The organism is Streptacidiphilus sp. PAMC 29251 (assembly GCF_054208735.2).
The window spans coordinates 5481750-5506063 of record NZ_CM135725.2; the positions used below are offsets into that span (position 1 = coordinate 5481750).

19 protein-coding genes and 3 pseudogenes are annotated in these 24314 nt (G+C 68.7%); 12 read left to right on the top strand and 10 right to left on the bottom strand.

Features of this window, described 5'->3' with window-relative positions; genetic code table 11:
• The first annotated feature begins 69 nt into the window (after positions 1 to 69).
• A complete protein-coding gene (locus ACXKR8_RS25910) occupies positions 70 to 1065 on the top strand; it encodes a WD40 repeat domain-containing protein (RefSeq protein ID WP_458266977.1) in 996 nt (331 codons plus the stop codon).
• 7 nt (positions 1066 to 1072) lie between these two features.
• Positions 1073 to 1246 (top strand): annotated as a pseudogene (locus ACXKR8_RS25915) (phosphomethylpyrimidine synthase ThiC); the annotation flags it as partial.
• 65 nt (positions 1247 to 1311) lie between these two features.
• On the opposite strand, the gene ACXKR8_RS25920 reads toward ACXKR8_RS25915, so the two are convergent.
• Together ACXKR8_RS25920 and ACXKR8_RS25925 are read right to left on the bottom strand one after the other, a co-directional pair.
• Positions 1312 to 1761 carry a GNAT family N-acetyltransferase gene (locus ACXKR8_RS25920; protein ID WP_458266978.1) on the bottom strand — a complete coding sequence of 150 codons (450 nt, stop codon included), beginning with the start codon at positions 1759 to 1761 and terminating at the stop codon, positions 1312 to 1314.
• Between the two features lie 1006 nt (positions 1762 to 2767).
• Positions 2768 to 2890, bottom strand: a pseudogene (locus ACXKR8_RS25925) (helix-turn-helix domain-containing protein); the annotation flags it as partial.
• A 76-nt stretch (positions 2891 to 2966) separates the two neighbouring features.
• On the opposite strand from ACXKR8_RS25925, the gene ACXKR8_RS25930 reads away from it, so the two are divergent.
• Positions 2967 to 3365, top strand: a complete 399-nt coding sequence (locus tag ACXKR8_RS25930; protein ID WP_458266979.1) for a transposase — start codon at positions 2967 to 2969, stop codon at positions 3363 to 3365.
• A gap of 295 nt (positions 3366 to 3660) precedes the next feature.
• On the top strand, positions 3661 to 4398 hold the full coding sequence (locus ACXKR8_RS25935; protein WP_462100700.1) for a transposase: 738 nt from the start codon (positions 3661 to 3663) through the stop codon (positions 4396 to 4398).
• Positions 4399 to 6558: 2160 nt separating this feature from the next.
• Here ACXKR8_RS25935 and ACXKR8_RS25940 read toward each other — a convergent pair.
• On the bottom strand, positions 6559 to 9213 hold the full coding sequence (locus ACXKR8_RS25940) for a tetratricopeptide repeat protein (RefSeq protein ID WP_458266980.1): 2655 nt from the start codon (positions 9211 to 9213) through the stop codon (positions 6559 to 6561).
• 204 nt (positions 9214 to 9417) lie between these two features.
• Between ACXKR8_RS25940 and ACXKR8_RS25945 the strand changes: the two genes are divergently transcribed.
• On the top strand, positions 9418 to 9930 hold the full coding sequence (locus ACXKR8_RS25945) for a hypothetical protein (RefSeq protein ID WP_458266981.1): 513 nt from the start codon (positions 9418 to 9420) through the stop codon (positions 9928 to 9930).
• A 10-nt stretch (positions 9931 to 9940) separates the two neighbouring features.
• On the opposite strand, the gene ACXKR8_RS25950 is transcribed toward ACXKR8_RS25945, so the two are convergent.
• Positions 9941 to 10708, bottom strand: coding sequence for a GntR family transcriptional regulator (locus tag ACXKR8_RS25950; protein WP_458266982.1), 768 nt, complete (start codon positions 10706 to 10708; stop codon positions 9941 to 9943).
• 223 nt (positions 10709 to 10931) lie between these two features.
• On the opposite strand from ACXKR8_RS25950, the gene ACXKR8_RS25955 reads away from it, so the two are divergent.
• A complete protein-coding gene (locus tag ACXKR8_RS25955) occupies positions 10932 to 11276 on the top strand; it encodes an SCO3933 family regulatory protein (RefSeq protein ID WP_458266983.1) in 345 nt (114 codons plus the stop codon).
• 17 nt (positions 11277 to 11293) lie between these two features.
• On the opposite strand, the gene ACXKR8_RS25960 is transcribed toward ACXKR8_RS25955, so the two are convergent.
• The gene (locus ACXKR8_RS25960; RefSeq protein ID WP_458266984.1) at positions 11294 to 11485 is read right to left on the bottom strand and encodes a hypothetical protein; all 192 of its coding nucleotides are present in this window, start codon (positions 11483 to 11485) and stop codon (positions 11294 to 11296) included.
• A 17-nt stretch (positions 11486 to 11502) separates the two neighbouring features.
• Here ACXKR8_RS25960 and ACXKR8_RS25965 point away from each other — a divergent pair, with 17 nt between their 5' ends.
• The 3 genes from ACXKR8_RS25965 (at position 11503) to ACXKR8_RS25975 (ending at position 14903) form a co-directional block, all read left to right on the top strand.
• Positions 11503 to 12939: an FtsK/SpoIIIE domain-containing protein gene (locus ACXKR8_RS25965; protein WP_458266985.1), complete on the top strand. Its 1437-nt coding sequence runs from the start codon at positions 11503 to 11505 to the stop codon at positions 12937 to 12939.
• Complete coding sequence (locus ACXKR8_RS25970) at positions 12936 to 13124, top strand: hypothetical protein (RefSeq protein WP_458266986.1); 189 nt, start codon at positions 12936 to 12938, stop codon at positions 13122 to 13124. The genes ACXKR8_RS25965 and ACXKR8_RS25970 overlap by 4 nt, the downstream gene beginning before the upstream one ends.
• Before the next feature lie 300 nt (positions 13125 to 13424).
• Positions 13425 to 14903 carry a replication initiator gene (locus ACXKR8_RS25975; RefSeq protein WP_458266987.1) on the top strand — a complete coding sequence of 493 codons (1479 nt, stop codon included), beginning with the start codon at positions 13425 to 13427 and terminating at the stop codon, positions 14901 to 14903.
• A 134-nt stretch (positions 14904 to 15037) separates the two neighbouring features.
• Here ACXKR8_RS25975 and ACXKR8_RS25980 read toward each other — a convergent pair whose 3' ends face one another.
• On the bottom strand, positions 15038 to 16597 hold the full coding sequence (locus ACXKR8_RS25980) for a recombinase family protein (protein WP_458266988.1): 1560 nt from the start codon (positions 16595 to 16597) through the stop codon (positions 15038 to 15040).
• 70 nt (positions 16598 to 16667) lie between these two features.
• Between ACXKR8_RS25980 and ACXKR8_RS25985 the strand changes: the two are divergent.
• Positions 16668 to 16817, top strand: a pseudogene (locus ACXKR8_RS25985) (thiamine biosynthesis protein ThiC); the annotation flags it as partial.
• 178 nt (positions 16818 to 16995) lie between these two features.
• Here ACXKR8_RS25985 and ACXKR8_RS25990 read toward each other — a convergent pair.
• Positions 16996 to 17727, bottom strand: coding sequence for a hypothetical protein (locus tag ACXKR8_RS25990; protein ID WP_458266989.1), 732 nt, complete (start codon positions 17725 to 17727; stop codon positions 16996 to 16998).
• A gap of 311 nt (positions 17728 to 18038) precedes the next feature.
• Between ACXKR8_RS25990 and ACXKR8_RS25995 the strand changes: the two genes are divergently transcribed.
• Complete coding sequence (locus ACXKR8_RS25995; protein ID WP_458266990.1) at positions 18039 to 19094, top strand: aspartate-semialdehyde dehydrogenase; 1056 nt, start codon at positions 18039 to 18041, stop codon at positions 19092 to 19094.
• Positions 19095 to 19123: 29 nt separating this feature from the next.
• Here ACXKR8_RS25995 and ACXKR8_RS26000 read toward each other — a convergent pair whose 3' ends face one another.
• The 3 genes from ACXKR8_RS26000 to ACXKR8_RS26010 all read right to left on the bottom strand — a co-directional run bounded on the left by ACXKR8_RS26000 (position 19124) and on the right by ACXKR8_RS26010 (position 22892).
• Positions 19124 to 20206: a hypothetical protein gene (locus ACXKR8_RS26000; protein WP_458266991.1), complete on the bottom strand. Its 1083-nt coding sequence runs from the start codon at positions 20204 to 20206 to the stop codon at positions 19124 to 19126.
• Positions 20207 to 20375: 169 nt separating this feature from the next.
• A complete protein-coding gene (locus ACXKR8_RS26005; protein WP_458266992.1) occupies positions 20376 to 21590 on the bottom strand; it encodes a metallophosphoesterase in 1215 nt (404 codons plus the stop codon).
• Positions 21591 to 21704: 114 nt separating this feature from the next.
• Positions 21705 to 22892, bottom strand: coding sequence for a LacI family DNA-binding transcriptional regulator (locus ACXKR8_RS26010; protein ID WP_458266993.1), 1188 nt, complete (start codon positions 22890 to 22892; stop codon positions 21705 to 21707).
• Positions 22893 to 23185: 293 nt separating this feature from the next.
• Between ACXKR8_RS26010 and hisC the strand changes: the two genes are divergently transcribed.
• Positions 23186 to 24268, top strand: coding sequence for a histidinol-phosphate transaminase (hisC, locus tag ACXKR8_RS26015; RefSeq protein ID WP_458275086.1), 1083 nt, complete (start codon positions 23186 to 23188; stop codon positions 24266 to 24268).
• Positions 24269 to 24314: the final 46 nt, after the last annotated feature.

Consider the following 24314-nt stretch of genomic DNA (forward strand, 5'->3'; position numbering starts at 1 on the left):
TTCGACGGACCGGGCACGCACTGATCGGCACGGACGTTGTACGGCTCGGTCCGCTGTGAAGGGGAAAGCATGGAGGCTGTGGAGTTCCTACGCGTCAAGGCGATGGTGCGCTCGCTCCGTTGGGACGGTGACGAACTGGTGGATCACGCCGGGGGTGGGCGCCGGTGGAAGGCCGACGGGACTGAATGTCCGACATCGATCAACTTCGGTCTCCCCTTCGACCAAGCGGTGGTCTCTCCGTCCGGTCGATTCGCCGTCGTCTACGGGGAACGCGGAACCAAGGCGCTGGTCCTTGACGGTGCCCGCGTCGTACGCGAGCTGGGCCGGAGCTACTATCATTCCGCCGACTTCGATTACCCGGTCACGCTGGGCAGGCTTCCGGACGGGCGGGAGGTCCTTGTCCATTGCCCCGACGGTTACAGCGTGCTGGAGATCGAAGACCTTCAGTCGGGTCGGAGACTGACCAGTGGGGACCGTACACCGACAGACGTGTTCCACTCGCGGCTCTCGGTCAGCCCGGATGGTCGGCACCTTCTGGTGGCGGGCTGGCTCTGGAGCCCGTTCGGGATTGCCCGTGTCTACGATTTGGCGAATGCCCTTGCGGATCCGGCGGTCCTGGACGGCAATGGTCTTCTGCCGCTGTCTTCCGGTGTCGGAGCCGAGGTGGCAGCCGCTTGTTGGCTGGACGGCGACCGGATCGCGTTTGCGACGAACGATGAAGTCCTCGATGACGATGAGGAGCCGTCCAACCTAGGGCCGAGGCAGTTCGGTGTGTGGTCGATCTCCGGACGGCAATGGCTGCACCGGAGTTCCGTCGGCTATCCGATCGGGACTCTGCTGGCCCGGGGGACCCAGGTCGTCTCGCTGTACGACCACCCGCGCCTGATCGACACCGGGACTGGAGCAGTTTTGGCGGAGTGGCCGGAGGTGAAGGTCGGTCCGAAGGATGGCAGCTTCGGTGTCACCCACGTTCCCACTCCGGTCGCCGCGGTGAGCGCCGACGGTACCCGCCTGGCGGTGGCTCAGGAGAACGGCATCGCTGTGATCGAACTGCCAGTTCCTTGAGAGTTGATGTGGTGGCTCAGGCCCGAAGTTCTGCTCGATGGAGATTAGTAGAACCATAATAAAGCGCTTCGGCGACGACACGCCCGTGACCAGCGACGACGCGGCTGCTGCCGGTATGCGCGCCAAGTCGGAGGAGTTCGCGGCAGGAGGCAACCGGGTCTACCTGCCACTGGCGGACTGACCTGGGGAAGCGGTGCGGCACCTGGAGCGCGAGGGGACTCCAGGTGCCGTCGCCTGATCAACGTGTCAGGTCTGGGAGCGGTAGAAGATCTTTCCCTCGTGGGGTTCCACTCCAAGGGCGGCGTACAGGGCTACGGCCGGAGGGTTGTCGCGATCAGCGGTCCACTCGACGCGTGAGCAGCCTGCTGCCTCCGCTTCCTTGCGGACAGCGACCATGAGTTCGCGGGCGACGCCGTGTCGCCGGTAGTCCTCCTGGACGTACAGCTCCTTAAGATAGAGGCTCGTCTCCGCACCGATGGCGGGCCACAGGAAGCACACCGACGCGAGACCGATGACCTGGTCGTCTTCGCGGGCGAGTAGGACGGTGGCGGCTGGTCGCGGGCCGAAGAGTGCGTGGCGTACCTGCTTCACGTCGGGAATCTCGTCAGGTCCGCCGTAGTAGCGCTCGATCTCACCGAGCATGGTGGCGATGGTCTCGGCGTCGTGTTCGGTGGCCTGCTCGATCGTCAGCCTCACGGGGCTCCCTTCATCCGGCTGAGGGCAGCGCCAGCACTTCACGCAGGGTCCGCACCTCGGGTAGTTGTCTTCCCGTGTCGGTCACGCTAACTGCAAGATCACGGGCGCGGTAGAGGATCAATGCGCTTCGGTACTCGACCGGCAGGGCCAGAACGCTGTCAATCGCGAGCTGCGCTCCGGCGGCGGCGGCGCCGTCCCACGTCAGGCAGGCGGCGCGGTCGAGCATGATCAGCGTGCGATCGGTGCGGTTCTCCTCCGGGTACATCGACAGGGCTCGTTCCTGCTGGTCCCATGCCTGCTGGGTCTCGTGCAGAGAGGTCCAGGCGTTGCCTGAGTGGAAGGCGAGCTGTGCCTCGTCGTAGCCGAGGGCGGACGGTTGGCGGTCCTCGGGGGCCAGCCGTGCCACCGCTCGTTCGGCCCGGCTGAGGGCGTTCACCGCCTCGTCCCTGCGGCCTGCTCGGGCATGCACGCGGGCTTCCAGCGGGGCCGCGAGGGCGTCGGCTACGCAGGGCAGACCTCCGGCGAGTTGCTGGGCACGTACGGCCAGTTCGGCCGCTCCGTCCCAGTCCCCGCCGTAGTAGAGCTGGTAGGACTCCTGGGCGTAGATCCACGCGAGGGTGGGCCGGTCGTCGGCCTGAGTGGCTGCGGCTCGGCCGGTGCGCCACCAGTCCCGTGCGCCTGGGTCGTCGAGTTTCAGCAGAGTGAGGGCCACCAGGCCGGACAGGTAGGAGCAGGCCGAGAGAAGTTGCCTGCGTATCGCTGGTGGATGGCGGTGGTTCAGCAGCGTCCGCAGGTCGCTGAAGTCGGCCAACAGGTCGGTGAGGAGTTCCTGTTCGGGGCGGTAGCGGGTGGCCCGGCCGTGTCGGGCAATGGTGAACTGCCACTCTTCGAGGGAGGCGGCGGTCATGGGGCCGGCGGCCAGTTGTTCGGCGAATCCCGCATGCAGCATTGCGGCGCGCTCGGTCAGTGGTGCGCCCGGCGGGTGTGAGGCGAGAGCAACCAACTCCCCGTGAGCGTCCAGCGCGCTGTCAAGGGCCTGCGCCATGGCGGGGGTTGGTGATCGTTTTCCCGTCTCAAGGTCGGAGACCACGGTCTTTCCACAGGTGGCGAGACGGGCGAGATCGCGCACCCCTCTCTGACAGTCTCGACTGAGACGTCCGGTTCGTCCGGGTTAGTCTGGATGGGCGAGACAGGAGATTCCCGGCATGGCTTCCAATACCACCACCTCACGCACAGCCCCCGAGCCCGACCCGGCCCCGCGGCCGAAGCGGCGCACGTTCACGGCGGAATACAAGCTGCGGATCGTCGCTGAGTACGATGCCGCCCCCAGCGGGGAGAAGGGCGCGGTCCTGCGCCGCGAGCGGTTGTACCACTCGCACATCATCGAGTGGCGGGCCGCGCGAGACGCCGGAGCGATGGCCACGCTCGCCGACCGGCGGACCTCGCCCGCACGCCCCAAGAGGCCCGCCGAAGCAGCCGAGGCCGAGCGGCTGCGCAAGAGGCTGGCCGTCGTGGAACGGGAGCTGGCGCAGAAGGACGCCGCCCTGGAGCTGCTGGGAAAAGCTTCCGCACTCTTGGAACTGCTCTCCAAGAGTGCGGGCTGAAAGCCGAGGCCGAGCAGGTCGCCGACGAGCTCTTCCAGTCGCTGGAGCGGGAGTTGAACACCACTGCGGCCTGCCGGCTGACCGGTCGCTCACGGGCCACGCACTACCGTCGGCTCAACCCGCCCCCGCCGCGCGAGCGCGCTCCGCGCCCCTCGCCGCCCTCAGCTCTGGCTCCGGCGGAGCGCGCGCGGATCCTGGCACTGATGAACAGCCCGGCCTATGCCGAACTGGCACCTGCCCAGATCTGGGCGCGCGCGAACTGGACGAGGGCCGCTACTACTGCTCAGTGCGCACGATGTACCGGATCCTGGAGGCCCAGGGCCAGACCGGCGAGCGCCGCCGCCAGGCCACCCACGCCGCCAAGTCCATCCCCGAACTCGTGGCCACCGCCCCCTCGCAGGTCTTCAGTTGGGACATCACCAAACTGGCCGGACCAGACAAGGGCATCTGGTACCACGCCTACGTCATCATCGACATCTTCAGCCGCTACGTCGTCGGCTACACCGTGGAGATGGCCGAATCGGCCGAGCGCGCCGAGGAGTTGATCAGCGAGACCGTCGAACGCAACGGCATCGCCCCCGAGCACCTGCACGCGGACCGCGGCACCTCGATGACCAGCAAGAAAGTCTCGCAGTTGCTCATCGATCTGGGCGTGACGCGCTCGCACTCGCGCCCCAAGGTCTCGAATGACAACCCGTACAGCGAAAGCCAGTTCAAAACCACGAAGTACATGGCCGACTACCCGGCGCGGTTCGACTCCCTGAACCACGCACGCGAGTGGTTCGACTCATTCATTGCCTATTACAACCATGAGCATCGCCATTCGGGCATCGGGCTGCACACGCCTGCGTCCGTGCACTTCGGCACCGCCGGCCAAGTCCAGGACCAGCGCGCCGTCACGCTCAACGAGGCATACGCCCGCCACCCCGAACGCTTCGCCCGCCGCCCCCGCCCGCCCAAGATCCCCGATCAGGCGTGGATCAACGACCCCGCCAAACGCAGAGAACCCGAATCAGCACAACAGAGCGCATAACCGTACGAACGTCTCATTTGACTTGACACGTTCCGCACGGACAGTGTTCCGCGTAAGCGTCGTAAGGCTTGTCCGAATGTTTCCTCGACCATGTGAGCGCCCCCAGTGTCCGCACTGTCCGCAGCGGAGCGGACAGCGGCGGACAGTGCTCGTATACCGCTGAAGGCTCCTGGCATTGAGGCTACTCGTATCGCCGCATTTCCGATCGGCTGATCACGAGAGGTGCTTCACCGATGACTCCACTGTCTCCACTGCTGCCCGAGGTGCATTGGGATCGAACGGCGTCCCTGTGGCGCGTCACGATCGGCGAGGTACCGATCTTGGATGAGGGCGGGACGCCACGGGGTTGGGTGAGCTTCAACGCTGCGTACGACGTGATGCGGGGCCTGGAGCGGGCGGCCTGTCCTGAAGGGCGGTGGTTGTGATGACCGTTGAGCAACCGCTGGTGCCGGAGATCGGTACCTGGGTGGTGGACACCCGCACGGACCGGACCGCGATGGTGACCGATGTCCGTGCGGGTCGGCTGTACCTGCGTCCGCCTGGGTGGGGTGGTGAGGAGTGGGAGGCGATGCCTGCCCATGTACGTCTAGCCACTAAGCAGGAGTCGTTGGTGGCGCGGGTGGGCGAGTTGAACCAGCGCAGTATGAGTGGGGGGTGGTCATGATGGATCGGCTCCCTGCTACGGCGGGTCGGATAGCGGCCCGCGGTTCGGTGTTCCGGTGCGGGTACTGCCGGGGCTTTGTGCGGGTGGCGCACTCGCGTATGGCGACTGTGGCCGGGGTGGTGCGCTTCGTGCACACCTGGCATCCGGTGCGCGCGGGTGAGGGGCGGTTGCTCCCCTGAAACTCCCGCTTCCGTCAGAGCTGCTCCACTTCCGGCGTGCGGCGCGGTTGGGGGCGAACGGCTCGGCGCTGGAGCGGGTCACCGCCACGGAGGTCACATTCGGTGGCGGTGGGCGGGGCGGGTCGTAGGCGCGGCTGGGCTTGACGCCCAGTCGGACCCGCCCCGTATCAGAACTCCCGCGCGAGGCGGTCTGGTCATCACCTCGTACGGGACTGGCTCCCGGTCCCGGCACCCCGTCTGGGGCTGGGAGCCGCACAGCTCAACAACCGAATGAGATGCCGGACCACCCCCTACTTTGACGGGCGGAGGGTGGTCCGGTGGGTTCGCACCCGGTGCCGATGGTACCCGGGTGCACACGCATGTTCGTAGGCATCCCGCTTCTCCTAGGCACCATGACTGGTCGTCACATGCCTGAAAGGGGCTGCTAGATCGATGCTGGATGAGGACGCGGAGCAGTGGGAGGGCCAGTTCGAGGCCTGGGATGCGGACTGCTGGGGCCCTGAACCTGGGGAGGACTGCGCGTCAGGGTGGTGGTCGGGGCAAGCTGCGGCCGGGCGGCTGAACCACGCCTTGGCCCAGTGCGGATTCGAGATCTGGGAGGTCGAGGCGACCGGCGGCATGTTGGCAGATGGCCGGGGCATGGTGAGAGTGGTCGGCTCGCCGCTGGCGGTGCGGCGATTGGCACAGATGCTTGGGCAGTTGTCCCGGCAGGCTCCGCCCGGCCAGGCTGGACATGCCCGCGATGCCGCGTAAAGCCGTTGCCCTGGGTGTTCGGTCAGTGCGTTGCCGGCCAGGGCGTCTGTGGTTGGCTCCACAGGAACCACGACGTGGCCGCTGCCGTCCCGTCTGCCGTCGTCCCACACACCGTGGAGCGGGCTGGCCCCCGGGTGTCCAGGTGCAGCGCCCCACTGGACGAACGACCTGGACACCCGGGGGCCAGGCTGCTCGGCTCCGCCTGGGACGACGGCAGACGGGACGGCAGCACCCCAGCCCCACCACCGACAACCGATTCCCGCCGACGAAGCCAGGGCCATCCCGGAGCCGGAGCGCCCCCGCCGGAGGCATCAGCTCCAGCCTCGATCACCCGCTGACATGCCGCGCTGCTCATGGACTCGGGGTCAGACCTGGTGTCGATCCTCAACTGTGCGCGGGGGGCCATCGCCGTCCGGCCGGGACCGGCCGAAGGCCGCATGCCCGGCCGGGGCGGCAGGGGCCGCCCCGGCGGCGCGCAAGCGCCGCCCTTGAGTAAGTACAGAAGGTCTTCGACGTGGTTCAGTACAAGATCGGGTTGGTAAGCTACTTAATAGTCAATCTTCATCACTGCTCGTTGTCAGTAATGCTTTGCACGAGCGAATCCAAGGCAATACTCAACGGGTGGCTACTTCCCAGTGCATGGGAGGCGATTACCCTCGCGCGCTCTGCTGCTGACAGCGCAGATTGATTATCTCCTAGATCCCTGTGGGTGGCGGCGAGGTTGCCCAGGCGGATGGCGGTGGTGGGGTGGTCCGGGCCCAGCACGGTCTCGGTGATCGCCAGCGCCCGCTCCTGCAGTGGCAGCGCCAGAGCGGCCTGGCCCAAGGCGCGGTGGGTGGCGGCGAGGTTGCTCAGGCGGATGGCGGTGGTGGGGTGGTCCGGGCCCAGCACGGTCTCGGTGATCGCCAGCGCCCGCTCCTGCAGTGGCAGCGCCAGAGCGGCCTGGCCCAAGGCGCTGTGCGTGGCGGCGAGGTTGCTCAGGCGGATGGCGGTGTCGGGGTGGTCCGGGCCCAGCACGGTCTCGGTGATCGCCAGCGCCCGCTCCTGCAGTGGCAGCGCCAGAGCGGCCTGGCCCAAGGCGAGGTGCGTGGCGGCGAGGTTGCCCAGGCGGATGGCGGTGGTGGGGTGGTCCGGGCCCAGCACGGTCTCGGTGATCGCCAGCGCCCGCTCCTGCAGCGGCAGCGCCAGAGCGGCCTGGCCCAAGGCGAGGTGCGTGCCGGCGAGGTTGCCCAGGCTGATGGCGGTGGTGGGGTGGTCCGGGCCCAGCACGGTCTCGGTGATCGCCAGCGCCCGCTCCTGCAGCGGCAGCGCCAGAGCGGCCTGGCCCAAGGCGAGGTGCGTGGCGGCGAGGTTGCTCAGGCAGGTGGCGGTGCTGGGATGGTCCGGGCCGGGGGACCGGATGCTTGCGGCTGCTTGAACGGCGAAGAGGTGGTTGGCGGATGCGTACTGTCCGGCTTCGTAGTCGAAGCGTGCGACCCAACCGGTCAGTTCGAGTTCTTCTGTGCTGGTGGGTGTGGTGGTCAGTGCGCGTGAGTGGGGCAGGTAAGGGGTGAGTTCGCGGTGGCGCAGCACTTCGGCGGCGTCGGTGAGGTGGGTGTTGAGGGCTTGGACAGCTGCTTGTTGAAGGTTGTGTCGGTGTTGTGGTGGCAGGTGGTACATGGTGATGGTGCGGCTGATGAGGGCGTGCACGCTCCATGTGTCGGGGTCGGGGGATGCGTGGCGGATCAGTGAGCGGTCGTTTGCCGCTCGGATCGCTGCGGCGATCGTTGTGTCCAGCAGGGGTTGGGGGGTGGCGGTGAGTGTCTCGGTGATCAGGGTCCGGGGGATGGGTGCGGGTGACAGGATGGCGGCTAGGCGTAGGAGTTCCATGGTGGGGCTGGTGTCGGAGAAGTGGCGGATGCTGCGGTGGAGCATGGTGGCGATGTTGCGGTCGGTGGTGGTGGGGAGGTCGTCGCCGAGTTCGTCCACGAGGGTTTGGAAGGCGTCGGTTTCGGTTTCTTTGAGAGCGGTGCTCAAAGAGGCGTAGGTGGTGAGAGCGTCGCTGGTGCTCCCGCGGGCGAGGTCGACGGCCAAGGCGTGGTGTCCGAGTTCCTCCGTCAGTGTTCGGGCGTCTTTCTGCTCCTGGGGTGCAAGGGTGCGTATGCCGGTGAGTAGTTGGTAGGACTCGTGGGGGGTGAGGGGGTCCAGGTCGATGCGGTGGGCGTCGTTGTAGCGGCGGTAGCGGGTGGTGATCAGGGTGTGGGCGAGTTCGTGGTTGGGGATCATTTCTGCGCGTGCGTCCTGGCTGAGCCGGGCGGGGAGGTCGTCGATGATCCACAGGCAGGGCTGGCCGGTGTGGATGATGCGCGCGAGGATGGCCGCGCGGGGGCCTCGTCGTTCGCGTTCCCCGGTGCTGATGTTCATGCGCCTTGCGATGACGTCGAGTTGGCGGTGGTTCTCGGCAAGAACGGCGGTCTCGTCGGTGGTGTCGGGTTCGTGGCTGGCGTAGGCAGTGGTCCAGATGATGCCGCCGGGGTAGAACGCGGCGAAGCGTCGGGCGTAGGTCTGGGCCAGCAGGGTCTTGCCCTGGCCGCCCATACCTGACAGGTAGGCGACGGGCGGTCCTGCGTTTCCTGCGGTCAGGGGGTAGCGGTGGGCGTGCAGTGCGGAGTGGATGGTCCACATGTCCGGCACGCGGCCGACGAAGTCGGGTGAGCCGCTGGCGGTGTTGGGCCACCACGTCGGCGCGGTCTCGTTGATCGCGTCGCCCAGTGCCTGCGGCACGGCATCAAGGCGGCTGGTCACGCGTCCGATGAGCTGCGTGTAGCTGCCCGTGGCGTCGGGGACGGCGTACAGGGGATCGGCGAGTTCGACCGGCGCGATGTGGGCGGGTTTCGGTTCGGGGTTGATGACCAGCATGCGGCGGGAAGGGTCGCCCAGGGCGCTGGCGGCGCGGAAGGCTGTCATCAGTTCCCACTGGCAGGCGGGACGGGTGAGGTAGGTGCGTGAGTAGTAGAGCAGGACCAGCCGGGTTCGGCGCAGGGCTGTGCGGATGGTGGGGGTGATGCCCTCGTGGGTGTCGATGCCGCCATCGTCCAGGAATACCGACAGGCCGGCGTCACGTAGCGCCTGAACCAGAGGTGCGACCTTGGAGCGGTCGGCGGTGGCGTAGCTGAGAAACACGTCATAGGCCCGGGTGTCCCCCTCGGCCTCTGCTGTCTCATTGCTGGATGCGTTCATGTGCTTCCCCCGTGGTCCCGTGCGCCACGGCCCTAAGTGGCGCAATTCAGACTAGTGACGCGCCATCCGGGATGTGTTCCATATGCCTGACTTGGGCTCAGGAACGTTGTGGCGCGCTTCCGTGAGAGGATTCGGCCCCCGTAGGCTGGGGCTGGCTGGGGTGGAACTGCGAGGGGGCGGGCTGTGAGGCCGAGCAAGGTGCACGTGAAGATCGCCATACCGTTTGTCGGCGAGATCGCTGGCGAGTGGGAGCCCGACGACGCTGAGCGGCGCGCGTCGTGGGAGCTGTACGTCGAACTGGTCACCCGGATCGCGGTCGTGCCGCTCAAGCAGGGGGAGGGCTCGCTGCGGGAGGCGATGACCTCGATGTACAGCCTCTTCGCGATCACCCGCGACATCCTGCGCCGCTACGGCCCCCAGGTTGCCCCGATCGAGAAGAACAACGCGATCTCCTTCGGGAGCCTGGCCGTGGCTGTCCTCAACGACGGGCTGCGCCCGTTCCTGTCACGCTGGCACCCGCGCCTGAGCGCCTGGGAGGCGTCCTGCCCTCCGGGTACCGCACCGGTCGAACACGAGCACACCTGGCCGTTGGGCGAGGACCTGCGGACCGAGATGGAGAACGTGCGCACGACGCTGGTGCAGACCGCCCGCTACCTGGGCCAGGTCGCCGGGGCCACTGACCTGATAGATCGCCAGTCCACCACACCGACCACCTGACCTGCGTCCGTTACGGGATGCGATGGGAGCGCCTCGCCCGCGCGGTGATCTCGTAGGTCGGGGCTGCATCATGCGCGCCCATGCGCAGTTCCTCCAGCATCAACGGACTTTCGGTTGTGGCATCTGTGGTGATGCGCAGCAGGCTCAGGAGCGGGGTGGCGTCGGACAGGCGCAGGGCGGTGCTTTCCTCGGGGTGGGGCATGCGGGCGCGTACGGTTTCGGTCCAGGCCAGTTTGTGTCCGGTGGCGGCCAGTGCCGTGTACAGCTCGGCGACGGGTCGAGCGGGCTCGCCTGCCAGGGACGTTGAGGCGGTGGCCTCAGGGATGGTGACGCGCTGGAGGCGGCGGGTTCCTGTGTCGGGGTCGGTGAGTGTGCGGTCCACGGTGATCATGGCCTCGCCTTCGTCCAGCCCCAGCAGCAACATGGTGGTGGCGTCAGCCGTCGAGCGGTTGACTGTGGGCGGTTCAGATTCGGTCCACGCGTCGGCGGGGGTGATGTAGCGGCTGCCGGTCCTGGTCACCGAGCGCTCAAGGGCAGCGGCCTGCCCGGTGGCGGTGGCGCGGATGAAAGACCCCTTGCCCATGACCACGTCCACCAGGCCCTCGCTTCGAAGTGAGGCGATGGCCTGGCGCACGGTGGGCCGGGAGAGCTTGAAGCGCTTGGCCAGGGTGTCCTCGGAGGGCAGGGCGCTGCCAGGTGGGTACTCCCCGTCGGCAATGCCTTGGCGCAGGACGTTGGCGGCCTGCTGGTAGAGGGGCTGGTTGCGGATGATGTCCACGGGCGGGGCCTCGTCTCGTCGGTGCTGTCTCCCAGGGGTCTGTGCCCAGCTTCGCGGCCCGGACATGTGACGTCAAGACAGGTAGCGCGTCACCTGTCCTGACAGGTGTCGGGAAAAGCCTTGCGCTTTGGGGATCGGCGGCGCATGCTCGACACCTGTAAGGACAGGTGACGGCGGACCAGATGGGTTCGGCGGACCTGAACGGACATGGAGTCCACCCCACATGCAGCTCATCCCCGTGGACGGCACCCGACTTGAGCCGATGATGTGCGTCGGCAGGCCGGGACCGAAACTGGTCAGCATCGAGACAGGAGAGATCAAGAGGGACAAGGACGGCACCCCCGTCTTCACCGTGCCGGTCGTCGTCAAGGACGGCTACCGCGCCTCCGTCATCGACATCGCCGTACCCGGCGAACCCAAAGGCATCACCGAAGGCATGCGGATCCAGGTCGTGGGCCTGGTCGCGATCGCCTGGAACATGGGCGACCGCAACGGCATCTCCTTCCGCGCCGAAGCCCTACTCCCCGCCCCGCCGGCCCACCCCGCCAAGGGCGGTGACACCAACTGACACCCCACTGGCGCACCTTACGCAACCTGCTCGCCGACCTCGCCGACCTCGCCGAGGAACTCCACCAGATCACCGACCCCGGAACCACGATCCAGCTCTACCAGGACATCGAAACAAAGGTCACCACCGCCGGACACATGGCCACAGACCTCGCCACCGAGATCACCAACGAAGCAGCCGAGAACGGCACACCCCTCCACCTGCCGCACGACGGGGGCGGTGGCCGATGAACGCGTACTGGTCGAACCCGGGACCGCTGCCGGTGCCGTGCAGGGCCCTTGTCGGCCCGGCCTGCTCCATACAGCAACACCCCACCACCGCACCGGTCGTGGCCCATCACAGTATCCCCGCCGGGACCTGGCTCCTGGCCACCCTCGCGGTTGTGGTGGTGGGGGTGGCGGTGTTGTCGCCGGTGCTGCAGCGCAGGTGGCCGGTGATCTGGTGGTACCTGGCCGGCTTCCCGGTCGTGCTGGTGCGGATACGGTGGACCTGGCGCAAGCTGACCATCCTGACCGACCTCGCTGTCCCCCGCCGACCCGCACGTCTCCTTCTGGGGGCGGTGATCGTCAAAGGCGACGCACTCAAGCCCGTTCCACCCCGCCTCGGGTTCCCGCACCCCTTGCGTGGTGGGTTGCGGGTGCGGGTGAAGCTGCACCCGGGGCAGATTCCGGAGCAGTACGCAGCGGCGGCTGAGGCCCTGGTCCATGCCTGGCGCGTGCACGCTGTCCGTGTCATGAGCGACGTACGCGGCTACGTCACCTTGACTGCCACTGCCTGGGACCCCCTCACCGCACCCACCACCCCGCACGACGGTCCGGGTCGGTTGTTGGCGGCGGTGGTGGGGCAGTTGGAGGACGGGGCCCCGTGGGTGGTGGACCTACGGCGGGTGCCGCACTGGCTGATCGTGGGAGCCACCCGCTCAGGCAAATCAACCCTGATCGCCGCCCTGGTCACCTGCTGGGCACCCCAACCCCTGGCCCTGGTCGGCATCGACCTCAAAGGCGGCATGGAACTCGCCCTCTTCCACCCCCGCCTCACCGCCCTCGCCACCAACCGCACCCAAGCCGCCCACCTCCTCAAACAACTCGTCGAAATGGCCACGGAGCGCATGGCACTGTGCCGGACGGTCGGGGCGCGCTCCATCTGGGACCTGCCGGAGCAGCAACGTCCGGTGCCGGTGGTCGTGATCGTCGACGAAGTCGCCGAACTGTTCCTGATGGCGACGCGCGCGGACAAGGACGAAGTCGGCGAAGTGGCGACCGCGCTATTGCGGTTGGCGCAGCTGGGTGCGGCGTTGGGGGTGCACCTGATCGTCGCCGGTCAACGCGTCGGCTCCGACCTGGGGCCCGGCGTCACCGCCCTGCGGGCGCAGCTCGCCGGCCGCGTCTGCCACCGCGTCAGCGATCCCGGCACCGCCGAAATGGCCCTCGGAGACCTCAACAAGGATGCCTTGGCGGCGGCGCAGCAGATCACGTTCGGACAGGCGGGGGTGGCGGTCACGTTCGGCGACGATGGGCAGTGGACCCGTGCCCGCTCCACGATGACCACCCCCGACCATGCCCAGCTCACTGCCGAGAAGTACGCCCATCTGACCCCGGCTTGGGGTGACCTGGGTGGCGGGTCGGGTGCTGATCCTCAGGCACTGGGGGTGTACCGGTCGTGACCATGGCCCTGCCGCTGGTGGCGTTCTTCGCGGTCGTCGTGTTCCTGCTCGTCCGCTCCGGGGAGCTGCGGGTGTGGCAAGTCGTCCTGGTCGGGCTGTTCGGGTTCTACCTGGACCGCACCCACCTCGCCGATCCCATCGCCGCAGCCGTCACCTGGACCGTCCGCGGCCTCACCCACACCTAACCGAAAGAGGAGAACCTGCATGACGTTCCGCCGCGTGATCTGCCCCGAATGCCGGGGCTGGCGCCGCCGCTGGACCCCCACCGGAGGACCCCACCGCTGCCGCTGCTGCCGAGGCAAAGGCATCATCCGCTAGACCTCAACGCGACCAACCCGACTCATCCGACCCGACTGACCGACTGGAGAGACCCATGGACCAGCGCCCCACCCCCGACCCGACTTCGACCGCTGCCGCGTCTGACCACACCCCCACAGTCTGGGTCTGGTCGGGCGCGGCCCCCACCACCCGACCTGGGAGACCGTTTGCCAGCTGCACCCGACCGGACACCTGACCCCGGCAACCCCTTCGAAGACCCCACCGCCCGACGTGACCACCTCGACCACGACAACCGACTCCGCACCCTCAGTGCCACCGACCAGGACATGATCCGCCTGGCCACCATGCCCGGCTTCCACCGCTGGCTCCAACAGATCCACCACACCGCCGGCTGCACCCACCCCATCTACCTCGCCGGACACTCGACCACCATTGACACCAGCACCGGGCAGGTCCTGCACCACTACAGCACTGCCGAGGAACCTGGCGGGCGTCTGGCGATCCGGTGCCGTAACCGCAGGGCCACCCGCTGCGCACCCTGCTCACGCGAACACCAGGGCGACACCTACCACCTCGTGCGCGCCGGACTGGTCGGCGGCAAAGGCCTCCCCAGCACGGTCCGCACCCACCCCCGGCTGTTCGTCACCCTCACCGCCCCCTCCTTCGGCCCCGTCCACCGCACCGCAGAGACCTGCCACGGGGTCCGGCGCGGCACCTGCCCCCACGGCGCGCCCCATGGCTGCGGACGCGTCCATGTCGAGGGTGACCCGCTGATCGGGCAGCCGCTGTGCCCGCACTGCTACGACTACACCGCACACGTGCTCTGGAACGCCCACGCACCCGCCCTGTGGAAAGCCTTCGGCGACAACCTGTACCACCACCTCGCCACACAAGCAGGAGTGAGCCGCACCGCCATCCGCAAGCAGGTCCGCGTCTCGGCCGCCAAGGTCGCCGAGTACCAAAAGCGCGGGGCCATCCACTTCCACGCCGTGATCCGCCTGGACGGACCCGACGGGCCCGACACCCCACCCCCGGTCTGGGCCACACCCGACCTGCTCACCGACGCCGTACAGTCCGCCGCTGCAGCCGTGGCACTACGGGTACCGGACTCCTCCGCCTTCGGGGAACGACGGTTGGGCTTCGGGACACAGCTCGACATCCATGCTCTGAGTGCCGGGGACGGCGGGCGGATCAGTGATGAGGCCGTGGCCGCGTACGTGGCGAAGTACACCACCAAGAGCGTCGAAGAAGCCGGAGCCCTGGACCGGCGCATCACCCGCGCCAGTGAGATCCGCACCCTGCGCGTCACCGACCACGTACGCGCCCTGATCGGCACCGCCTGGCGACTCGGCGGCCTCCCCGAACTCGAACACCTACGGCTACGCATGTGGGCCCACATGCTCGGCTACCGCGGCCACTGCCTCACCAAAACCCGCACCTACTCCACCACCTACACCGCCCTCAGAGCCGTACGAGCCGGCCACGTCCGTGCGGCCACGGGACGAGAACTGTTCAGCGACTGGGACGACGGCACCACCACCGAATCCGCCTGGCGTTACCTCTGCTCCGGCCACACCCTCGCCGAAGCAATGCTCGCTGCTGGCATCGCCGAAGACATTGCCATGAATCGCCAGGCGGCACGTGAGCAGGTGGGAGACCAATGGCCCAGGGCGGTTGATGACTGAGCCGCGAACAGGAGTAGGTCCTACTCCGCGTACCTGCTCCGACGAGACTGTTGAACGGTGGATCAAGCGGCATCTGTCGACCGCTCCCCGGCTGAGTGATCAGCAGCTTAGGGAGATCGGACAGATCCTCGGGCTCACGCTTGCGCGGAAGTCCGCCACACCGGAGTGAGTAGATCAACGTCAAACTTCTTGTTTCCGGGGCCGCTGGGCACAGCGATGACGGCATGAAGCACCTTCTTGATCATCTCTCGCTTCTGCGAAATCGTCTTGCTGGCCCATTCCTTGGCGATGTCCCCTGACGCTGCCTCGGCAGCAGCTTGCATGGCTTGGTTCTTCGCCTGGTCGAGGCGCAGTTCCCTGATCTGCCTCTCGAAGGTGGGCAGGTTGCGGAAGAACGTCTCGTCGTCCACGGTCCCGTTGTGCCACCGCTCCTCCAACTGGCCTCGACTGGTAAGGGCCTGCTGAAGCTCGCTCTCTCTTCTCCAGTCGGGGACGTCTCGTCGAGCCACTGCCGCATCGGCAGTCAGCTTGGCGATCACCAGGGCCGTGATGTGCTTGTCGGTCTCATCGCCGCGCTTGTAGGTGTGATTGCATCCGCCGTCCACGGACTTCTTGCAGAAGTAGCCATGTTCGTAGGTGACCCACTTCACGGCCTTCTGCCCCTGCATCTTGTAGTTGCAGGGTGTGCCGTCCTCCTTGAGGGCACCGCAGCGAAGGATGCCGGTGAGCAGGTACTTGTGGACGAGGGTGCCGCCGGGCTGCCCTTTCCCTCCACGAGACTTGATGGCAGCCGTGGCAGCGAACCACTGCTTCGGAGTGATGATTCCTTCCCACTCGCCGACGATGGGTTGGTCGTCGCCATCGCGAACGATCTCGCCCTTGATCTCGCGGTATCCGCAGAGCCGGGCATTCACCAGGACCTGCTTGACGCTCTGCCACTGGAACAGGTTGCCGCGTGCCGTGAGGTACCCCGCGTCCTTCCACCGCTGGGTGATCTCAGCGATCGAGGCTCCGGCGATGACGTCACGCACAGCCGTCCTTACAGCGGCTGCTTCCTCCGGGCGCAGGCTGATCTTGTCGTCTTCCCAGCCGAAGGGCCGCCAGGCGGCCACCGACTGTCCGCGAACGGCACGGCTGTGGTGACTCGCACGGGAACGGCGCTGCTTCTTCCTGGTCTCGGCCAGTGACATCGCCACCCCGAGCAAGCCCTTGATCTCGAAGCCCTCGGCATAGAGATCCTGAGTGCCGTTGGAGTCGAAATACACGCGGCCCTCGTGGGAGGTGAAAGCTCGGAGATACCGCTCCCAGTCTCCAGGCCGGCGGTAGAGGCGGTCATCGTTGACGGCCATCACGCCGTGGACAGGGTAGCCATCGGGGGTGTGCCCGGCGGTGAGGTCAGCGAGCATCTGCTCGTAGTCGTCACGGATGACTGACTCTTTGCTCGCGCTCTTGTCGTTGTCGGTGTAGCGGTAGACGATCAGCCAGCCAAGCTTGCGGGCCATCTCGTCCAGGTCCCGGTGTTGGTCCTCGATGCCGTGGGCGTCCTTCGTGCGGCCGTCGAAGGAGATGCGCGCGTAGCAGACGACGCACTTCATGTTGGGGTTGGCCGCGATGAGTGCTAGGACCTCGGCCACCGTGGGCAGGCCCTCCGGCGTTCCTCGCAGCTTCTTGATGGTGTCTTCGCGGGCTGTCATGTCATCCCCCTCGGCTGAACACCCAGAACTTCTGACACCACGCTAGCTTATGTTGGTTCTATTGAAGTAGTGCTCGATGAAGATCTCGCACGGGATTCGCAAGGAGTACGGCTCCGGAGTCGACGGGCTCGACGTGGCGGAAGAGGGGATGCGGGCCAAGTCGGAGGAGTTCGCGGCCGGGGGCAACCGGGTCTATCTGCCGTTGGCCGTCGCGGACTGATGAGTCGGCCGGTCGGCGGCGCGGCACCTGGAGCGCGAGGGGACTCCAGGTGCCGGGCAGGCTGATCGGGGCCCTGCCCCTCGGGCGACTGGCTGTCGTCCGAGGGGCAGGGCTGTTAGGCGGAGTTATCCACAGGGACTATCCACAGGGAGTTGTCCACAGGGGTTATCCACAGGCTTCAGCGGATCCTGCGGTTCAGCCGGGCGATGCCCTGGCGGAGGCCGGACATGTCCTGGCGGATCGTCGAGACGTCGTCCCGCAGTTCGCGGACGTCCTCGCTGACCCGGCAGAGCTGTTCGCTCATGGCGCCGATGACCCGCCCGTGGGCGTCCAGCCTGAGGTCGACGGACTGGGCCCAGTCCGCCCACTGACCTGGGCCGTAGTCCGGGTACTGCTCGGGCACCTGCGCCTCGGGGTGGGCCCTGAGGTACTCGTACTCGTCCCAGTGCGGGCCGGGTCCGAGCCGCCGGCCGGGCGGCATGCCCCAGGACGGGGGCATGGCCACCGGGTCCTGCCGACCGGCCGCCTCGGCGTCGAGAAGGTAGGTGCGGACGCGGCGCGCGACGGGGCTGTCGCGCAGCAGCAGGCCGACGCTGAGGACAGCGCGGCGCGGGAACAGGGCCATGGACCTGCTCCGGGACGACGGGATTCCACAGACACGCTTAATCTGTGTCAGTTCCGCACCGGTCAGGACGCGGTAGCCGTTGGCGACCACCTCGTCCCTGTGGTCGATCACCAGGCTGGAGATGACGCTCTCGGCGACCTCGTAGTAGTCGGCGACCATCCGGCTGGTGACGTGGGTGTCGTCCGGGAGCATCGTGAGGGCCTTGACCCGGTCCAGGACGTCGGTGCGGGTGCTGACGCTGTCCCGCAGAGCGCGGGATTCGAGCAGGGCGACTTCGGGTGGCATGACTGTGCCTCCCCTTTCGCGTGGGATGAGTGGGATAGGTGCCCCCAGTCCGGAGCACAGAGCCGTCCCACCCGGACGGTCAAGGGCACGAGTCGCCTATGTCCCACAGGTCTCTATGGGCCGGACCTAACCGGCCAACTATGTGATCCCTGTTCGCCGTGTCATGCCGACCACGGTGCTCGCACGCATCCTGATAACGATCCGATCGTCCTACGGTTACGCCATCCGGAAGATTTCCCGGACGGGAGTGCGGACGACGAAGGTCTTGCTGACCAGTGGGAGCCGACGCCCGGGCCGCCTACCCTGGTGGCATGAAGATGGGAATTGTGGGTGCCACGGGCCAGGTCGGTGGCGTTGTACGCCGGATCCTCGAGGAGCGGGACTTCCCGGTGACGGAGCTGCGGCTGTTCGCCTCGGCCCGTTCGGCCGGCAAGGAGTTGCCCTGGAAGGACGGCACCGTCACGGTCGAGGACGCGGACACCGCCGACTACACCGGCCTCGACATTGTGATCTTCTCCGCCGGGAAGACGGCCTCGCTGGCGCTCGCGCCCAAGGTCGCCGCCGCCGGAGCCGTGGTGATCGACAACTCCTCCGGCTGGCGCTCCGACCCGCAGGTGCCGCTGGTGGTCTCCGAGGTCAACCCGCACGCGATCGCGGACCGTCCGCGCGGCATCATCGCCAACCCGAACTGCACCACCATGGCGGCCATGCCGGTGCTGCGCCCGCTGCACGACGAGGCGGAGCTGACCGCGCTGGTGGTCGCCACCTACCAGGCGGTGTCCGGCAGCGGCCTGAACGGGGTGGCCGAACTGCAGGGGCAGATCGACGCGGTGGGGGCCAAGGCCAGCGCGCTCACCTATGACGGCGCCGCGCTGGACTTCCCGGAGCCCCAGCAGTACCTCCGCCCGATCGCCTTCAACGTGCTGCCGCTGGCCGGATCCATCGTGGACGACGGCCTGAACGAGACCGACGAGGAGCAGAAGCTCCGCAACGAGAGCCGGAAGATCCTGGAGATCCCCGGCCTGAAGGTGTCCGGCACCTGCGTCCGGGTCCCGGTGTTCAGCGGCCACTCGCTGCAGATCAACGCCCGCTTCGCGCGGCCGATCAGCCCGGAGCGGGTCCGCGAGCTGCTCGCCACCGCGCCGGGGGTGGAGCTCTCCGAGATCCCGACCCCGCTGCAGGCGGCCGGCCAGGACCCCTCCTACGTGGGCCGGATCCGCGCCGACGAGACCGTGGACAACGGGCAGGGCATCTCGCTGTTCGTCTCCAACGACAACCTGCGCAAGGGCGCGGCGCTGAACGCGGTGCAGATCGCCGAGCTGGTCGCCGCCGAGCTGGCCGCCAAGGAACTGGCCGCCAAGGCCTGAGCTGAGCGGTGACCGGGGGCCGGCGGTGGTTACCGTCGGCCCCCGCCCAGTTCGGCGTCCTCGTCCTCGTCGTCGTCGTTGCGCAGGAAGCGCGAGGGCGGGCGGGAGCCGGGGATCGAAGGCGGGATCACCGGCGGCGGCACCTCCGGGGTGAGGATGTCCGGGTCCTGCCGGGGCACCTGGAAGGCCGGGCTGGTGAAGCGCGGGCTGGTGTAGTGCGGCTCGTCGTCCTCGGACGGCTCGATCTCCCGGCCGCGCTCGTCGGTGATCCGCTCCGGGCCCGGGCTGGTGAAACCTGGGCTGCTGAAGTGGACCTCGCCCTCCTGCTGCTCGACCTCCGCGCCCTGCGGGTCGCTGATCCGCTCGGAGCCGGGGCTGGTGAAGCCCGGGCTGGTGAAGCCGAGCCGGGGCCGGGTGCGGACCAGGCTGACCCCGGCCGGGCGCGGACCGCGCGGGCGCGGGACCGTGCCCAGCTGCGCCAGCAGGTACGGCAGCAGGCCGCGGTCGCGGAGCGCGCTGTGCCAGGTCTCCCTGGCCTTGGCCAGCTCCGCGTACAGCTCCGGGTTTCGGCCGTCCGGCGGGGTGTGGCCGTCGCGGTTGGCGGTCAGCAGCAGCCCGATGATGTCGCCGCAGACCGACGCGGTGCAGATGACCAGGGCGACCAGGCCGGCCGAGATCAGCGGATGGCCGGAACTCTTGCCGTCGGCGAGCAGGGCCCAGCCGAACAGCAGCAGCACCAGGCCGCTGAGGCCGGACAGGATCGGCAGCAGCACCGCGATCAGCGGCACCCAGCCGGCCCGTTCGGCGGCGGCGAAGGCGCTCTCCGGGGCCTGCCACTGGGTCGGCTCGTCGCCGCCGATCCGGTCCCAGTCGGGGACGATCGCGGTCTGCCGGGCCTGGTCGCGGAGCTGGACGAAGTAGCCGTACTCGGCCGCGGCCGTGGCCGAGACCTCGGCGAACGCCTCCATGGCGCGGGTGTGCAGCTGCTCGACATTGGGGCCGGTGGGTGCGTGCCGCAGGGCGGCCCTGACCTGTTCGTTGTGCAGCAGTTCCTCGAGGATCCGCGCGTAGTCGAGCTTGTCCTCGGCCTGCAGGAACGGAGCGTTGTCCATGGTCCACCTATCCCCCGAACGCCCTGCGGGCCTCAGGACGGATACCCCGATGGTAGAGGCCGGTTCGGACAGGGTGACAGTCCGTTTCCGGAATTTCAGTGAGGGGTGGGGTGCGGGTTGCCTCTGGCACATGCCTGTGGCGGAAATCGGCGCCTGCGGTGACGCTCTGTCAGTATCCGGCCCCCGCTGAGGGGATGGTTTGTTCGAGAGGGAGTCTGGCGATCAACAGCCGGCCCTCGCCCTCCATGGTGACGCCGCCGTCCATGGCCACCGCGAGGTCGTCGGCGTAGACGTGCGGTCCGGTGACCCGCTGGGTGGGGCGGCCGTCCTCGGAGGGGGCGTCGCCGATCAGGTAGGGGATCGGGCTGTGGCCGTGCACCACCCGGCTGCCGCCGAAGGCGTCCAGCAGTTCGTGCACCGAGGCCGGACCGGTGTCGCCGCGGAAGGCGAAGCGCTTGGTCAGCCGCCGGAAGCAGTCCCACCACTCGTCGCCCTCGCCGCGGTTGAGCACCTCGTGGATGGCGTCGTTGACGGCGTCGACCGAGTCGCCGTACTCCAGGTAGGAGGTGGTGTCGGAGTGCACCAGCAGGTGGTCGTCCTCGATCGCCATCGCCGGGAGCCGGGTGAGCCAGGCGACATGGTGGTCCTCCAGGCGTTCCATGTCGGTCGGCTGGCCGCCGTTGAGCCGCCAGGCGGCGAGGAAGGAGGCGGTGCCCGCGCTGGACTGGACCGCCTCGTCGCCGTAGCGGTCCGCGCCGAGCAGCAGCAGCTCGTGGTTGCCCATCAGCGCGCGGCAGTATCCGCCGGAGGCGGCGGACTCGGCGGCGAGCTGCATCACCAGGTCGATCACGCCGATGCCGTCCGGGCCGCGGTCGGTGAAGTCGCCCAGGAACCAGACCCGGGAGCGGCCGGCCGACCAGTGCCCCTCGGCGTCGATCAGGCCCTCCGCGTGCAGGCCGTCCAGGAGCTCCTGGAGGTAGCCGTGGATGTCGCCGATGACGTAGAGCGGTCCGACGGCCTCGTCCCCTTCGTAGGCGAGCGGCTCGACCAGGGTGACCGGATGGCCGAGGCCGGCCTCGCCGTCGGCCGGGACCGGGACCAGCTCGATGGTCGGCGGGTCGTGCGGCGCCGCCGCGTACACCGGTGGCGCGGCGTACCCGGCCGCGGGCGCGGCGTACCCGGCCGCGGGTGCGGCGTACCCGGCAGCCGGTGCGGCCGCGGGTTCGGGGTAGCCGGCCGGGGCGGCCTGGGCGCGTTCGGGCGGGGCGAAGAAGTCGTACACCGTGGACCCGTCGCCGTGTTCGACCGCCCCGTGGGGCTGCTCGGGCGCGCGGGGGCTTGGGTCCGGCAGGTCAGGCCGGGCGTACAAGGGTCCACCTGTCATTTGGCCATCATAGGAAGCTGCTCTTCGCGGCGTACGCACCTGGGGCGCATCAATCCGCACGATACGGGTGAGCCTGGGCGTCAGAGGTGCCTGTTTGGGGTGGTTTCCACCGGATCAGCCCTCGCCGGGGACGCGCGGGGCGCTGACCGTGGTGCGCGGCAGCCGCCGCTGCGAGGAGCGGCGGATGATCAGCTCGGTGGGCATCAGCTGCCCCTCCGGGATCTCGCCGTTGGCCGGGGGCGGGATGTAGGCCGCCCGCGGCCCGCCGGGCCCGCCGCCGAGCCGGCGCGGGCTGCCGGTGCCGGTGAAGGCGCCGACCCCCTCGATGGCGTCGATCAGCAGGTTCACCACGGTGGTGCCGATCCGCTGCGGCTTCAGCGACAGGGTGGTGATCGGCGGCTCGGTGCTGGCGTAGACGTCGCTCTCGCTGCAGCAGACCAGCAGCAGGTCCTCGGGGACCCGCAGGCCGTAGCGGCGGGCGGCGGCGAGCAGGTCGGTGCCGTTGGGGTCGAACAGCCCGTACACCGCGTCCGGGCGGTCCGGGCGGGCCAGCAGCCGGTCGGCGGCGACGGCGCCGGCGCAGGGGTCGTGCGCCGGGTACGCCTCGTACAGCGGCTCCTGGCCGACCCGGCGGCACCAGCCGAGGTAGGCCTCGGTGCTGAGCCGAGTGTAGGTGTCGGTGCTGGTGCCGGTGAGCAGCCCGATCCGGCGCGCCCCGGCCTCGGCCAGGTGGTCCAGGATCTCCAGCACCGCGCTGGCGTGGTCGTTGTCGACCCAGGCGGTGACCGGGCAGTTGCCCGGCTTGCCGTCGCTGACCACGGGCAGGCCCTGCCGGTAGAGCTCGGCGACCATCGGGTCGTGGTCGGCCGGGTCGATCACCACGGTGCCGTCCAGGGCGACATTGCCCCAGACGTCGTGCCGCGAGGTGGCCGGCAGCACCACCAGGGCGTAGCCGCGGGTCAGCGCGGCCGAGGTGGCGGCCCTGGCCATCTCCGCGAAGTAGGCGAACTCGGTGAAGGTGAACGGCTCCTGACCGTAGGTGGTGACGGTCAGGCCGATCAGCCCGGACCGTCCGGTGCGCAGGGTGCGGGCGGCGGCGGACGGGCGGTAGCCCAGCCGTTCCGCTACCTCGCGGACCTTGCTGCGGGTTTCGTCCGGGAGTCGGCCCTTGCCGTTCAGGGCGTCCGAGACGGTGGTGATGGAGACGCCGGCCGCGGCTGCCACATCGCGGATCCCGGCTCGCTCCATCCGCCGGGTGTGGGTGGGGCCCCGGCCGCTCTGGTTGGCTGCTGCTGCTGTCATGTCTGCACGATCGTATGGCCCACTAGGGACAGTTGTGGGGGGTGTGCGACTGTTTGTCGCAGATACGTTTCTCCATGAGCATTTATGCTCTTTGCCCCTATGGTGATGACCATTTGATGAGCATGCCCTGCGTTTCCTCTACCCGCTGGGGCCGCCGCAGAGGAAGCGTCGACCAGCACCCGAGCGGACATGTCACCCGCACGGGTGAGATATCTCCGATCGGCTCGTATGGTGATCTCGACCGAGACGTAGGAACGGACGTGTGAAGGATGACCACGGTGAGCGAGACCCCACTGCCGCAGCATGGCCCCCGCCTGCGCGAAGCCCTCCGGGGTATCCCGACCTACAAGCCGGGGAAGCCGGCCGCGGGCGGTGCGGGCGTGCCCGCGTTCAAGCTCTCCTCCAACGAGAACCCGTACCCGCCGCTGCCCGGCGTGCTGGAGACGGCGGTGGCCGCGGCCGGCAGCATCAACCGCTACCCGGACATGGGCTGCACCGGCCTGGTCGCCGAGCTCGCCGAGCGCTACGGCGTGCCCGAGTCGCACATCGCCACCGGGACCGGCTCGGTCGGCGTGGCCCAGTCGCTGATCCACGCCACCTCGGGCCCCGGCGACGAGGTGGTCTACGCCTGGCGCTCGTTCGAGGCGTACCCGATCATCGTCCAGATCAGCGGCGCGACCTCGGTGCAGGTCCCGCTGACCGAGGGGGACGTGCACGACCTCGACGCCCTGCTCGCCGCGGTCACCGAGCGGACCCGGCTGATCTTCGTCTGCAACCCCAACAACCCGACCGGCACCGTGGTCCGCCGGGCCGAGCTGGAGCGTTTCCTGGACGCGGTCCCGGCCGACGTGCTGGTGGTGCTGGACGAGGCGTACACCGAGTTCGTCCGGGACGGCGAGGTGCCGGACGGGGTGGAGCTCTACCGGGACCGGCCGAACGTCTGCGTGCTGCGCACCTTCTCCAAGGCCTACGGCCTGGCCGGGCTGCGGGTCGGCTTCGCCATCGCCCATGAGCCGGTGGCAGAGGCGCTGCGGCAGACTGCGGTGCCCTTCGGCGTCAGCCAGTTGGCCCAGGACGCGGCGGTCGCCTCGCTGCGCGCCGAGGAGGCGCTGCTGGAGCGGGTCGCCGCGCTGGTCGCCGAGCGCGACCGGGTCGAGGCCGGGCTCGCCGCCCAGGGCTGGACGCTGCCCGTCTCGCAGGCCAACTTCGTCTGGCTGCGGCTGGGCGAGCGGACCCTGGACTTCGCGGCGGCCTGCGCCGCGGCCGGCGTGGTGGTCCGCCCCTTCGCCGGGGAGGGGGTCCGGGTGACGGTGGGCGAGGTGGAGGCCAACGACCTCTTCCTGGCGACGGCGGAGCTGTTCCGCAAGAGCCTGTGACCTCTCGCCCGGCCCGGCAAGGCGCTTAGCAAGGCACTGTCCGGGG